This is a genomic window from Shimia sp. R9_2, assembly GCF_017743735.1.
In the GTDB taxonomy this organism is placed as follows: Bacteria; Pseudomonadota; Alphaproteobacteria; order Rhodobacterales; family Rhodobacteraceae; genus Shimia.
Genome location: NZ_JAGHRO010000006.1, coordinates 135,278 through 149,219, shown reverse-complemented (window position 1 = coordinate 149,219; position 13,942 = coordinate 135,278). Strand labels below are relative to the sequence as shown.

The following is a 13,942-nucleotide window of genomic DNA, read 5'->3' as shown; positions in this document are numbered from 1 at the left end:
TCATGTTGCCCGCTGCTGATCAACTTGCCCGTATTCCTTTGACCCCGGTTTTGGTGGCGCAGGGGCTGGGCGTGCGACAGCGGGCCAACACGCTGAGTGAACCGCCGGGCGCGCGCGAAGGGCAAAGCGGCTCCGACAAGTCGCTCAGACTACTGATCGTCGGAGACAGCTCCGCCGCTGGCGTGGGCGCCACCTCACAGGAAAAAGCCCTGTCCGGGCGATTGGTGCAAAACCTTGCGCAGGATCATCAGGTGACTTGGAAACTGATTGGTGAAAGCAGCATCACCACCACGGGTATGCTGAAACGCCTAAGCGCCCTGCCAGCGGCCTCTTTTGATCTAGCGATCACCGCCCTCGGTGTGAACGACGTCACCCGCGGCAGCAGCCGACGCAAATGGGTGAAGCGGCAGACAGAGCTCGCGGATCTACTGTCCACGAAGTTTGGTGCGCGGTGCATCGTGGCATCCGGCTTGCCGCCAATGGGCGCCTACCCGCAGGTACCTCAACCCTTGCGGTGGGTGCTGGGGGCACAGGCCACGCGCCTTGACGACGCACTGGCAGGTTTGGCGGCCACACACCCGATACTCAGCCACCTGCCCATCGATCTGCCCTTTGAAACCCGCTATCAGGCGTCTGACGGATATCATCCCTCCGAAGAGGCCTACACGCTCTGGGCATCGCTGTTTGCAGACCACATTCGCGCGCGACTTGGCTGATCCTCAGCCGCGCTTGCCCAGCAGATCTCTCAGCATCGGGATCGAATAGACCACCAGTGCCAGCCAGATCATCGGGAATGCAATCATCCTTGCCTGCCCAAAGGGCTCATCAAACACAAACACCGCAACGAGGAAGATCATTGTCGGGGCAATGTACTGCATGATGCCAATGGTCGACAGCCGCATGAGCTTGGCACCATTGGCATAAAACAGCAGCGGCACCGCCGTGACCACGCCACATCCCAGCAACAGCCAGGTATCGTATGCGTTCTGCATAAAATGCCCCTGCCCGCTTGATATCAGCCACGCCAGATATCCCGTTGCAGGCACGGACAGGATCAAAATTTCCAGCAAAAACCCTTGGTTGGGCCCAATCGGCAGCGACTTCTTGAAGAAAGCGTAGAAACCCCAAGACACGGTGAGAGCCAATGCTGGCCAGGGCAATTTGCCCGCATCTGCCCAAAGCACGGCCACAGCGCCAGCGGCCAGGGCCACGGCAATCCATTGCAGACGCGAGAGCCGCTCCCCCAGCAGACAGGCTGCGAGGGCAATGCTGAACAGCGGATTGATGTAATAGCCCAGCGCCGCATCAAGCGCGCGGTCGTTGGCAATCGACCATACGTAGATCCCCCAATTCATCGTGATCAGCGCCGCTGTGATGCAGCCCATGGCCAGCGTGCGGGGATTGCGCAACGCCGCGATCAAATCGCTTGTGCGCCGCAGAATGATCAAAACAGCCCCGGCAATCGGCACAGACCAAATGACCCGATGCGCCACAACCTCAAGCGCCGGCATATGCGCGAGAAGCTTCATGTAGAGCGGGAGGAACCCCCAAAGCAGATAAGCCGCCATCGCAAAGGCAAAGCCTCTGGGCGTATCCACATTCTCGGGTGTGTTGCTGGTTGCCGCCATGGGTGTCTCCTTCAGCCGCGACGTGCCTTGATACCGCCCGGCCCTTCGGAAGGAAACGCCCGATTTTGTGAGGGAGGCCATCACCAATCTTGATGATGACCCCGCCGCTCTCAGACTTTGACCCGCTCGGACTTGGGATCATACATGGGCTTCAAAGAGGCCTCGGCGCGGATTCTGGTGCCCATCACATCGATTTCGTAAGTCGACGCCAATACATCCGCGGCTTTTTCTCCTTCGCACGGCACATAGCCCAGCCCCACGGCAGCGCCTAGTGTGTGGCCGTAGTTCCCGGAGCTCAGGTACCCGACATATTCGCCATCACGCAGGATCGGCTCATTGTGAAACAGCAGAGGCTCGGCCTCCGTGAGCTTGAACTGCAAAAGCCGGTTTTTGGGGCCGCTCTCTTTGCGTGCGATCACCGCCTCTTTGCCGATGAAATCTGCTTTGTCCGTCTTCACGGCAAACCCAAGACCCGCGTCCACCACGTGATCTTCGCAGGTGATGTCATGTCCAAAGTGGCGGAAGCCCTTTTCGATCCGGCAGCTGTCCATCATGTGCATGCCGCAAAGCTTCAACCCCATATCCTGACCCGCGTCCCAGAGTGTTTCAAAGGCATGCCCTGCCATATCTGAGGACACGTAGATCTCCCAGCCAAGCTCCCCCACATAGGTCACACGATGCGCGCGCGCGAGGCCCATGCCCAGCTCTATCTCCTGCGCGGTACCAAACGGGTTGGTCGCATTGGAGAAATCCGCCGGAGACACTTTCTCAAGCAGTTTGCGCGCGTTTGGCCCCATGATGGCCAGCACACCCTCACCGGCGGTGACATCTGTGATCACCACGTTGAAATTGCCTTTGTGGCGCTGCATCCATGTCTGATCCGCAAGCCGTGTCGCAGCAGGGGTGACCACTAGGTAGGCGGTTTCTGTCAGCCGTGTCACGGTCACATCCGCCTCAATCCCGCCACTGCGGTTGAGGAATTGTGTGTAGACGATCTTGCCATTTGGCACCGAATAATCGCCGCCGCCCACATAGTTCATGAAGGCTTCGGCATCCGGCCCTTCCACACGGATTTTGCCAAAAGACGACATGTCATACATGCCGACATTTTCGCGCACCGCTTTGTGCTCGGCGGCGGAGTTCTCAAACCAATTCTGGCGTCTCCAAGTATACTGGTATTCGCGCTCTTGGCCTTCATTCGCAAACCAATTGGCCCGCTCCCAGCCTGCAAGCTCTCCAAAAACCGCACCTTGCTCTTTGAGGTGATGATGGAACGGTGTGCGCCTCACGCCGCGCGCGGTGGCCTTTTGGCGATAGGGGAAGTGATCCGCATAAAGCAGCCCCAACGTCTCTTTGGAACGCTCAAACAGATAGGTTTTGTTGCCCTGAAACGGCTGCATACGGCTGATGTCCACATCCCCCAGATCAAAAGGCCTGTCGCCATCATTCATCCATTGCGCCAGCGCCATGCCCGCGCCGCCTGCAGACTGAATGCCAATCGAGTTGAAGCCAGCAGCCACCCAGACATTGTCCATCTCAGGTGCCAGCCCAAGGTGATAAGCATCATCAGGCGTGAAGCTTTCCGGCCCGTTGAAGAAGGTGTGAATACCCGCCTCAGCCAGCATGGGAAGACGGTTACAAGCCGCTTCCAGGATCGGCTCAAAGTGGTCAAAGTCTTCCGGCAGCTGGTCAAACTCAAAGCTGTCGGGAATGCCGTTCATGCCCCAAGGTTTGGCGTTGGGTTCAAAGGCGCCGAGCAAGATTTTTCCTGCGTCTTCCTTGTAGTAGGCGCATTCATCGGGAACGCGCAGCACCGGCATCTGTGTGAGGCCCTGAATGCCTTCGGTCACGATATAGAAGTGCTCACAGGCGTGCAGCGGCACGTTCACGCCCGCCATGCGGCCCACTTCATGGCCCCACATACCCGCGCAGTTCACAATCATATCGCAGGCAATGTGGCCTTGGGCGTTGCCGTCATCAGAGACCCAATCTACGCCCGTCACCTTGCGACCGGATTTGGCGATATTGGTGACTTTGATACGCTCCTTGACGATGGCACCGCCCTGCCGCGCACCTTTGGCCAAAGCCAACGCAATATTGGCCGGGTCTCCCTGACCGTCCAGCGGCAACCAGACGCCAGCTTTCACATCCTCGATGTTGAGATGCTCATAACGCGCCTTCACCTCAGCCGGGGAGATCTCTTCGACCTCAACCCCAAAGGCACGTGCCATGGCCGCTTGGCGGTAGATCTCTTCCTTGCGCTCTTCGGTCAAAGCCACCGTGATCGAGCCGCATCGCTTAAAGCCTGTGGCCACACCCGTTTCGGCTTCAAGGTTGCCGTAGAGCTCTTGGGAATATTTCGCGAGCTTGGTCATATTTGCCGTGGCGCGCAACTGCGCGATCAGGCCTGCGGCATGCCACGTGGTGCCCGAAGTCAGCTGCTTGCGCTCCAAAAGCACAACATCTTTCCAGCCCAATTTGGTCAGGTGGTACGCCACAGAACAGCCCACCACACCGCCGCCAATAATCACAACGCGTGCTTTGTTTGGAAGATCAGCCATTACGATGTCCTTTCAGGTATTTCACAGGCTTAGGCCCAAGGCCGGCCAAGGGCGCTGCCCTCGGACACCCGGCGTATTTTCAGCAAGATGAAGTCAGGCGCCGACCAAGTCATAACCTGCCTCTTTCAAACGGTTTGCCAGTTCAGCGATATGACCAGGGCCAACCTCGCAGCAGCCGCCAACAAAGCGAGCGCCATCCGCGACCCATTGCATGGCAAAGTCCGCGTAGCGTGCGGGCGTCACATCATCGCGGGCGCGCAGCCCGTCAACGGTGCCTCCGATTTCAAGCGGGTCGATGCCCGTGAAGGCATTGGCGTAGGCACCGGTTGTGCGACCTGTCTCCAACACGGCCGGAAGCCCACCGGACACAACTTCTGGTTTGGAGCAATTCAGGCCAATGCCAGCGACTTTGATGTCCTTGAGCGCGTCCAACGCGGCCTCAAGCGTCTCGCCGGAACGCAAGGTCTTGCTGTTGTCGTCTTTGAGCGTGACAAACACCCATGTTGGCTTGCCTGTTTCGACACCAGCCTGAGCTGCAGCGGTTGCCTCGGCAATGCTGGACAAGGTTTCGCAGAGGATGACGTCACAAGCCGCTTCCTGCGTTGCGACTATCTCCTGATAGGCAGGCAGCAAATCAGCGTGACCGAGTGACATATCCGGGCGATATGACCCGTGCAGCGGCGGCAGGCAGGCGGCCAGTTTGACGCCGTCCGCTTCAACTTCATCCCGTGCAGCATTGGCGAGATCAAGCGCACGCTGCTGGAGGGTTTCAAACATATCGCCAACTCCCTCCCGCGCGAGCCGCTCAGGAGTGGCGGAATAGGTGTTGAGCGTGATCAGACGCGCACCAGCCCGGATAAAATCCACATGCACCGACTGCACGATCTCCGGCTCTTCCATCATCACCTTGGTGGACCAAAGCGGATGGGCCGGCATGGATGACCGGGCCAGGAGCTCCTGACCCGATCCACCATCTTTCAAGATGACCTGCGTCATGCCCGCAGGCGTTCGTTGGCCGGATCCCAGAGCGGCTGATCCTCTTGCACCACGGCGCGGTATTTCTCACCGTAGATCTCAACCTCAAGCTCCGTGCCGGGTTTCGCCAGATCCGCCTGCACCATGCCCAGCGCGATGGAAGCATTCACCCGATGCCCCCAGCCGCCAGATGTGGTTTCCCCGACAATCTGATCGCCCTGCCAGATACAAGACATGTAAGGCGCGTCAGCATCACCGGCCTCTACAACTAAGGTGACAAAGGATTTTTTCACACCCTGTTGCAGCTCGTTCTGGATCGCGGCTTTGCCCGGGAACGCCTGTGGCTTGTCAAGCTTCACAAAACGGCCAAGGCCCCCTTCGAGCAGAGAGTAATCTGTGGAGAGATCGCCTTTCCACGCACGGTAGCCTTTCTCAAGGCGCAAGGAATTTAGCGCATACATGCCGAACGGCGACGCACCAGCGGCGATGATGGCGTCGTAGATAGCTGACATATGCTCATTCAGCGCATGCACTTCCCAACCGAGTTCGCCCGCAAAGGACACCCGGATCAGATGCGCAGGTTGCCCTGCGACGGTCGCACTCTGGTGGGTGAGCCAACCGCTCTCCAGATCCGCCTCTGTCAGGCCCGACAGGATCTCTCGCGACTTTGGCCCTGTGACAATCAGCGTGTCGCGGGTGGTGGTGACATCCTCAACCGTCACACCTGCTGGCATAACCTTTGTCAGCAGATCGCGGTCATGCCACTGTGCGGTCGCTGCCGTGATCATCACAAATTCATCCTCGCCCAAGCGGATGCAGGACATCTCTGTCAGGATGCGGCCCCGATCATCTGAGACATAGACAAGGTTCATCCGGCCTACCTTTGGAAGGCCACCGGTTACAAACCCGCGCAGGGCCTCGGCCGCCCCCTCACCTTTGACCATGAAGCGGGAAAAGCCTGGCAAATCAAGCACACCGCAGTGATCGCGCACCGCTTCGCACTCTTCTTTGATGCGCTGCTCCCATGGGCCGGAGCGTCCCCAGGTGTGGGTGGCTTCAAGCGAGGTGTCATCGCCGTCTTTGGCGAACCAGTTGGCGCGCTCCCAGCCGTTGTAGGCCCCCATAACACCGCCTTGTGCAACCACCCGGTCATGGACGGGGGAGAGCTTCTTGTCGCGCGCGGCGGGCCATTCGTGATGCGGGAAATGCATGGCGTATTCGTTGCCGTAGACTTCCATGCCTTTCTTCACGCAGTAATCATGATCGGTGTAATCGGTGTAGCGGCGGGGATCGACGGCCCACATATCCCACTCGGTGTGGCCATCCACGATCCACTCTGCGAGCACCTTACCAGCACCGCCGCCCTGGGCGATGCCGAAGGTGAACACACAGTTTTCAAAGGCATTTTCCACGCCCGGCATGGGCCCGATCAGAGGCAGCCCGTCCGGCGCGTAGGGGATTGGGCCGTTGATCACGCGGCTGATGCCAGAGGTTGCCATCAGCGGTACACGCTCCATGGCGTCGGTCACGATGTCCTCGATCCGGTCCAGATCGTCAGACCAGAGCTGGAAGGAGAAATCATCCGGCATCGGGTCGGCGTCTGTGTCCCAATGGGCCTTACAGTTGGGCTCGTAAGGGCCGAGGTTGTAGCCGTGTTTCTCCTGACGCAGGTAGTAAGAGATATCCACGTCGCGCAGCAGCGGCAGCTTCACACCACCGTTGGCTTTGGACCATTCTTCCACCTCGGGGATTTCTTCGGTCAGCAGGTACTGGTGGCTCATCACCATCATCGGCACGGAACGACCGCCATATGGTTTGAACCATTCGCCCACGCGCTGGGCATAGTAACCCGCTGCATTCACGACATAATCACAGGCGATGTCGCCTTTGTCGGTGTGCACAATCCAGCTTTTGTCTTCCCGCTGGGTCACGCCGGTCGCTGGGCAGAAGCGGATGATTTTCTGGCCCATGTCCCGCGCACCTTTGGCCAAAGCCTGAGTCAGCTGGGCCGGATCAATGTCGCCATCGGTGGGGTCATAGAGCACACCCATGAGATCGTGGGTCTCAAGGAAAGGATAGCGCTCCTTGGCCTCCTCCGGGGTCCACATCTCCATTGGGATACCCTGATACCGCGCCATGGACATGGCCCGTTCAAACTCTTGCACACGCTCTTTGGTGTGCGCCAGTCGGATCGAGCCAGACTGGTGATAGTTCATCGGGTAATCCACCTCTTCACCCAAGCGGGCGTAAAGCTCGGTGGAGTAGCGCTGCATGTTCATGATGGCCCAAGAGTTTGAAAACGTAGGCACATTCCCGGCCGCGTGCCAGGTGGATCCGGCGGTCAGCTCGTTCTTTTCCAGCAGAACACAGTCGGTCCAGCCCTTCTTGGCAAGGTGATACAGGCTTGAGGTGCCAACGACCCCACCGCCGATGATGACCACGCGGGCCTTGGTTGGAAAATCGGACATGTTGGTCTCCCTTAGTCAAAAACCAGTTTGGCAGCGAGGCCGCCAAAAATGATGGATGCGCATTTGTTTAGAACCCCGGTGGCCTTCTTGAGCTTGGCTCCGACCAAGCCTGCGGAGAGGCCGATCATGGAGACCACGACAAAGCCACCAGCGGAAAACATGAGGCCCAAGATGGCGATCTGGTGCCAAATGGGGCCGGCCTCAGGTGTGGTGAACTGGGGCAAGAAGGCGAGGATGAAGAGGATGATCTTGGGGTTCATCATATTGGTCAGGAACCCGCGACGCAGCGCGCGCGAGACGTTTGCGCGGCCGTCAGCTTCCTCTGAAGGTGGCAAGGCACGCCAGGATTGCCAAGCTAAAACAACAAGATAAGCTGCTCCTGCATAACGGATCACCAGCAGGGCCGTGGGGGATGCGGCGATCACAACGGCAAGGCCAGCGGCGGCCAGAGTGATGTGCATCAGCAAGCCCAGCGTCACGCCCACGGTGGCGGCAAACCCGGCTTTGGGTCCGCCCGCAATGCCAGAGGCGATGGTGAACATCATGTCCGCGCCGGGGGTCAGATACATCACCAACGAGGCCGCCATGAAGGCCCAGAGCGTGACGCTTTCCATATTTGCGAATGTCTCAAGCATGGCCTTCCCCCTTGTTTTTAAAGCGTTTCTCAGATTGGTGTGTCAGAACATCAATAGACCGGCGGGGCGATCACCCAGATCGCGACACAGGGGTCGTCGTGCGGGTTGGACCAGTGGTATTCTTCGCCGCGGATGCGGAAGCTGTCGCCCGGGCCGACCGAAAATTCCTGTGTGCCGATCCGTAAATTCAGTTTGCCTTCAACCACATAGCCCACTTCCTGCGTCGGTCGGGTGGCGGGCACTTGCATCTCGGAGCGGGGCGCGAAGGTGGAATGCACCATCTCAAAATCATCCGTGAGATCCGGCGAAAGCAGCTCTTCGATCAGCCCTTCCTCGCTGCCACCCATCGGACGGCGGGCGCCTGCGCGGACGATATAGCCCTGTTCATGGGCCAGCGCAGAGGACTGACCGAACAGCATAGACATAGGAACTTCAAGGACTTGTGCGATTTGACGGAGATCGGAAATGGTCGGTTCGGACTTGTCGCGCTCGACCTGACTGAGCCACCCCACAGACCGTTCCAGCGCTTCTGCCATATCCGTCAATGTCAGGCCGCGCGCCTTGCGCAGCGCACGCAGATCGGCGCCAAGCGTCTGGGGGTTTTGGGGCACATCGTGCAGCATATAGCGCGAATCCAGTCGTGAAATTTTTCCCTCGAATTTCACGGTGCCTCAGTTTGGTGAAATTTCAAAGCACTTTTTCACGCGATCTTCACATTTGTTGCGCGCGCCAAAAGCCGCGTTAACCATAAAAAACAACGTCGGTATCGCGTCTGTATTGCGGCTGTATCGCGTAGGTGCGAAATTTCGGTCCGAAAAAAGGTTACCCCAGCGCGCGTTGCGTGAATTTCACAGCTCAAAATCCGCGCAGGTCTCGAGCAAGTTGACGGGCGTGTTCCGGCTCCCGCTGCCAGCCGCAGGCCACCTCCCATGCGAGATGGGCACGACGCGCCTCCGGCCCCAACGGCTCAAGCATCACCCGATCAAAAAGCGGCAGGTCGCGGCGGCATTCATCCCAGTCAATCAGCCAGAGATGCCCCAGCGGATCACGCAGCAGATTGCCCGGCGCAAGGTCGCCATGCACCACACAGAGCGGCGCGGTTTGCACGGCACTCCAAGCGGCCCGGCACAGGGCTACAAGATCGGCGGGCATCTGCGAGAGATCGACGTCACCACCCGCCGCGCGGGTCAGCAGGTCGAAGGTGGCGCAAAACCCGGGCCGTTGAGACACTGCGCGGCTCATTTCGTGAAACCGGTTGAGCGGGGCGGAGAGGTCAGAGGCTACGGCAGGCGGTATCGCCGCCCCCTCGACAAGCTCCTCACATATCCAGCCCTCAGCGATCCACGCGCCGGACAGGCTGCGACGCATGTGCGGCACATTCAGTCCTGCGCTGCGGGCGATGGCCTGCACCTCTGAAAGCCAGACCATGGCCGCCTCTGACCGTTGGGTGGATTTGAACACCAGATCGTTGGACAGGCCGCACGTGCGCCAGACCGTATTGCGATGGCCACCCGTGAGCTCTTCAAGCGGCGCATGGATGCCCCAGAGATGCAGAGGTGGATGGCTCATCGCTTTGCGGCTCCTGTCCTAGGCGGCGTCTGCATTTATACATGCCACCGGTTTCAGACCAAAATCTGGGCTTGCAAGGCGCTTTCGCGCAGGAAGGGTGGCTCCCTTTCAAGCGAAAACAACGCAGCAAGGGCAGTTTTTGGCAAAATCGCTTTGCGACGCGGCGGATTTGGTCCCTGCATGCGTTGTTCACACCTTCCGATCAACCAGATCGCTACAGTGTGAACGCCTTGTCAGAAGCCAAATCCGTCTCGCGCCGGTGACATGTCTAAATGCAGACGCCGCCTAAGGCACCTCACAAGTGTAGAGCTGCACCTTCAACCCGCCATGCGCCACGGTGGCAAAAGGTGTTTCCAGCGGCAGACCGGTGGCGCGGGCGAGCCCTGTGTCGGTGGTGACAATGCCCACGGTCCAGCCGGAGAAATGCTGCGAGAGCGCTTTGCCGAAGCTTGCATAAAGCGCAAACAGCCTCTTTTTGTCGCCGATGCGTGCGCCGTAAGGCGGGTTCACCACGACGATACCGGGCGGGCCATCTGGCGGCGTGATCTCGCCTGCGCTTTTCTGGGCAAAGCTGGCCCAGTCGGCCACCTCTGCGCGGCTGGCGTTTTCGCCTGCCATGCGGATCGCACCGGCGTCTTTGTCGGAGCCAAAGAAGCGTGCTTTGGGCGCAGTTGCCTCGGCATTGCGCAGCGCTTGGAACGCCTCGATGTCAAAATTGGCGAGCTGCTGAAAGGCAAAGCTGCGGGAGCGCCCCGGCAGAAGCCCGGCGGCGATCTCGGCCGCTTCGATCACAGAAGTGCCGGAGCCGCACATCGGGTCATAGACCGGCTGGCTGCCATCAAAGCCAAGCTGGCGCAGGAACATGGCGGCCATGTTTTCACGCATGGGGGCCTTGGCGACGGCGGATTTATGGCCGCGCTTGTGCAGGCTTTCGCCCGTGGTGTCGAGCGAGAGGGTGACCATATTGTTGTCGATCCGCGCCTTCACCACCACGTCGGCCTCAGCCGAAATGGGCGCGCCGACGGCGGTGGCCAAGCCCCGCTCGATGCGCTCTTTGGCGGCGCCAGCGTGGTAGATTTTGGATTTCTGCGTGGCGACATCCACCTTCAACGGCACATCGGTACGCAGATATTGCCGCCATGGCATATCCGCGATCAGCCGCTCCAGCTGATTGAGGTGCATGGCCTGAAAATTGTCGATCCGCGCCAGCACGCGCACCGCGCCGCGCAGGCTGAGGTTGGCGCGCCAGACATCCTGCCAGTTGCCGCGAAAACGCACGCCGCCGGGCATCATTTTGGGCTTTTTGAAGCCCAGATCCGCCATTTCCGCCGCCAGAGGCTTTTCCAGCCCCGGCGCGGTCACCACAAAGATTTCAAATTTTTTCATGCGCCGCTTTTAGCGGGCTTTGTCAGGTGACGCGAGGCGTAGTCTGAATGAAAAAGCGGCTCCACGGCGGCGGCCAAGCGCAACAGGCGCGCCTCATCGCCGCCTTTGACCAAGAGCATCACACCACAAGAGGGCACATCCGTGGGCAGGGTGATGCCCGCGCTGCCCATGAGGTTGCCGATGCGGGTGTTGCGCAGGGCGAGCAGGTTTTCGGTGATGTAATACTCCTGATCGGTCATCAGGCGTTCCACATTGGGCGGCAGGATCGGGGCGGTGGGCAGCACAACAGCGTCATAGCTGGCAATGCGCGCCTCCCAGATGGCGCGCAATTCATGCAGGCGCTGCCAAGCGGCGACGTAATCCGGCCCGGTGATGGTGGCCCCGGCGCGGAAGCGCTCCAGGATCTGGTCAAACATCTTGTCCGGTGCCGCCTCGATGGTGTCCTTCCACTCGCCATAAGCCTCCGCAGTGTAAAGCGGCGCGGTGAGGGACATGGCCTCGGCAATCTCCGGCGCCTGAATGAACTCCAGCGACGCGCCAGCGACTTCGATGCGGTGGATGGCGCGCTCAAAACCCGCCATAGGGGCCTCGCGCACGCCCTCAAGCGCGATGGTTTCCAGCACAGCGAACCTTTTGCCAGCAAGCGATGCACCGCGCAGATCGACCGGCGCGCTGCCATCCAGCATGGCAAAGAGCAGCGCGGCGTCCTCTACTGTGCGGGTGAGCGGGCCGATGGTGTCAAAGCTGCGGCACAGCGGCACCACGCCTTTGCACGAAATCCGCCCCGGCGTGGTTTTCAGACCAACAAGATCATTCCACGCCGCCGGGATGCGCACCGAGCCGCCGGTGTCAGAGCCGATGCCCGCAGGCGCAAGGTCAAACGCCACGCTGGTGGCCGCCCCGGACGAGGAGCCGCCGGGCACCGCATCGTGATCGTTCACGCAGGGCGGTGTGGCGGTGATCGGGTTGAGGCCAAGACCTGAAAACGCCAGCTCGCTCATATGGGTTTTGCCAAGACAGATCAGCCCCATGACGGTGGCATTGGCGAGCACTTCAGCGTCTTCCTGCGGCACACGGCCCTTGAGCAGGGCAGACCCGGCTTCCGTCACCACACCGGCGCCGTCAAACAGGTCTTTCCAGCTGATCGGCACACCATCGAGCGGTGACAGGCGCAGCCCCAGACGGGCGCGTTCGGCTGCGGCAGCGGCTTCTGCCAGCGCGCGCTCGCGGGTGATCGCAGAATAGATGCGGTCGCGCAGAGTATGGCCTTCAATGGCGGTCAGATAGGTTTCGGTCAGCGCCACCGGATCTATTGCCCCGGCCTCGATCCCGCGCCCCAGATCCGCAACGCCCATTTTCAGCCATTCCAACATTTTGCTCTCCAAACCTCTGATCAGCGCGACGGTAGCGGCGCAATCGCGCATGGACAATCCCGAACCGACACCCATATTGGCGTCATGAGTTTTGACACCGATATTCTGATCGCTGGTGGCGGGCTGAACGGCCCTGCCCTGGCGCTGGCGCTCGCGCAGGCGGGCTTTGATGTGACCGTTGTGGATGCGCGCCCTGCCCCCGCACGGGCGGCAGGCAACTTTGACGGGCGCGGCTATGCGCTGGCGCTGGCCTCCAAGCGGCTGCTGAGCGCGATTGGTGTCTGGGAACAGGTGGCGGATCAGGCCGAGCCGATGCGCGACATCAAGGTCTCAGACGGGCGCGCAGGCGAAGGGCCGGCACCGTTCTTCATGCATTTTGACCACCGCGAGATCGAAGAAGGCCCGATGGGGTTCATGCTAGAGGACCGCTTCCTTTACCGCGCTTTCCTGACGGCGATGGAAGCCGAGCCGAAGATCACGCTGATTTCCGGCACAGAGGTTACCGATCAAGCGGTTGATGTCAGCGGCGTGACGGTCACGCTGAGTGATGACACGACGCGACGCGCTAGGCTGCTGGTGGGCTGTGACGGGCGGCAGACCGGTGTTGGCAAACGCGCGCGTATCAAACGCACCGGCTGGGGCTATGGGCAGACCGCGCTGGTCTGCGCGATCAAACATGAAAAGCCCCACAATGGCGTGGCGCATCAGTTCTTCATGCCCCCCGGCCCGCTGGCGATCCTGCCCCTGCCAAACAATATGAGCTCCATTGTCTGGTCGGAAACCGACGAGGCTGCCGCCGCCATCCATGCGCTGTCTGACGAAGATTACATGGCGGTACTGCGCCCGCGCTTTGGCGATTTCCTTGGAGAGATCGAATTGGCAGGCAACCGCTTCACCTATCCGCTGAGCCTGTCGGTGGCCAACAGCTTCATCGCAGAGCGCGTGGCGCTGGTGGGGGATGCGGCCCATGGCATGCACCCGATTGCCGGACAGGGCCTCAACGCCGGTCTGCGCGATGTGGCCGCGCTGGCACAAATCTTGACCGAGGCGCAGCAGCGCGGCGAAGACATCGCCTCGCTGCTGGTGTTGGGGCGCTATCAGGAATGGCGCCGCTTTGACACCGCAACGCTGGTGGCCGCAACTGATCTGACCAACAAGCTCTTTTCCAACGACAACCCACTGCTGCGCGCCGCGCGGGATGTGGGCATGGGGCTTGTGGGGGCAATGCCGGGCCTGCGCCGCACCTTCATGCGCGAGGCCGCGGGCCTCAATGGTGAATTGCCCAAGCTGATGCAGTAGACGCGCCAGCGCTTCTCATTCGTCAAATATCCCGGGGGTGAGCGCAAA

11 protein-coding genes are annotated in these 13,942 nt (G+C 60.4%); 2 read left to right on the top strand and 9 right to left on the bottom strand.

The features are described from left to right. The first annotated feature begins 2 nt into the window (after nt 1–2). Nucleotides 3–716: an SGNH/GDSL hydrolase family protein gene (locus J7400_RS15090; protein WP_209064768.1), complete on the top strand. Its 714-nt coding sequence runs from the start codon at nt 3–5 to the stop codon at nt 714–716. A 3-nt stretch (nt 717–719) separates the two neighbouring features. Here the strand turns inward: J7400_RS15090 and rarD are convergent, their stop codons facing one another. The 9 genes from rarD to J7400_RS15045 form a co-directional block, all read right to left on the bottom strand. Next, nucleotides 720–1,628: an EamA family transporter RarD gene (gene rarD / locus J7400_RS15085; RefSeq protein ID WP_209064765.1), complete on the bottom strand. Its 909-nt coding sequence runs from the start codon at nt 1,626–1,628 to the stop codon at nt 720–722. Between the two features lie 110 nt (nt 1,629–1,738). After that, nucleotides 1,739–4,189: an FAD-dependent oxidoreductase gene (locus J7400_RS15080; protein WP_209064763.1), complete on the bottom strand. Its 2,451-nt coding sequence runs from the start codon at nt 4,187–4,189 to the stop codon at nt 1,739–1,741. Nucleotides 4,190–4,282: 93 nt separating this feature from the next. After that, nucleotides 4,283–5,185 (bottom strand): homocysteine S-methyltransferase family protein, encoded by a 903-nt coding sequence (locus J7400_RS15075; RefSeq protein WP_209064761.1) that lies wholly within the window; start codon nt 5,183–5,185, stop codon nt 4,283–4,285. Then, nucleotides 5,182–7,632: an FAD-dependent oxidoreductase gene (locus tag J7400_RS15070; protein WP_209064759.1), complete on the bottom strand. Its 2,451-nt coding sequence runs from the start codon at nt 7,630–7,632 to the stop codon at nt 5,182–5,184. Before J7400_RS15070 ends, J7400_RS15075 begins: the two co-directional genes overlap by 4 nt. An 11-nt stretch (nt 7,633–7,643) precedes the next feature. After that, a complete protein-coding gene (locus tag J7400_RS15065; RefSeq protein WP_209064757.1) occupies nt 7,644–8,267 on the bottom strand; it encodes a LysE family translocator in 624 nt (207 codons plus the stop codon). A gap of 50 nt (nt 8,268–8,317) precedes the next feature. Continuing rightward, nucleotides 8,318–8,890, bottom strand: coding sequence for an XRE family transcriptional regulator (locus J7400_RS15060; RefSeq protein ID WP_209064755.1), 573 nt, complete (start codon nt 8,888–8,890; stop codon nt 8,318–8,320). Nucleotides 8,891–9,122: 232 nt separating this feature from the next. Further along, nucleotides 9,123–9,836: a phosphotransferase gene (locus J7400_RS15055; RefSeq protein ID WP_209064753.1), complete on the bottom strand. Its 714-nt coding sequence runs from the start codon at nt 9,834–9,836 to the stop codon at nt 9,123–9,125. A 285-nt stretch (nt 9,837–10,121) separates the two neighbouring features. Continuing rightward, on the bottom strand, nt 10,122–11,222 hold the full coding sequence (locus J7400_RS15050; RefSeq protein WP_209064751.1) for a class I SAM-dependent RNA methyltransferase: 1,101 nt from the start codon (nt 11,220–11,222) through the stop codon (nt 10,122–10,124). Continuing rightward, a complete protein-coding gene (locus J7400_RS15045) occupies nt 11,219–12,595 on the bottom strand; it encodes an amidase family protein (RefSeq protein WP_209064749.1) in 1,377 nt (458 codons plus the stop codon). Before J7400_RS15045 ends, J7400_RS15050 begins: the two co-directional genes overlap by 4 nt. Before the next feature lie 84 nt (nt 12,596–12,679). On the opposite strand from J7400_RS15045, the gene J7400_RS15040 reads away from it, so the two are divergent. Further along, the gene (locus J7400_RS15040) at nt 12,680–13,894 is read left to right on the top strand and encodes an FAD-dependent monooxygenase (RefSeq protein ID WP_209064746.1); all 1,215 of its coding nucleotides are present in this window, start codon (nt 12,680–12,682) and stop codon (nt 13,892–13,894) included. Nucleotides 13,895–13,942 lie beyond the last annotated feature (48 nt).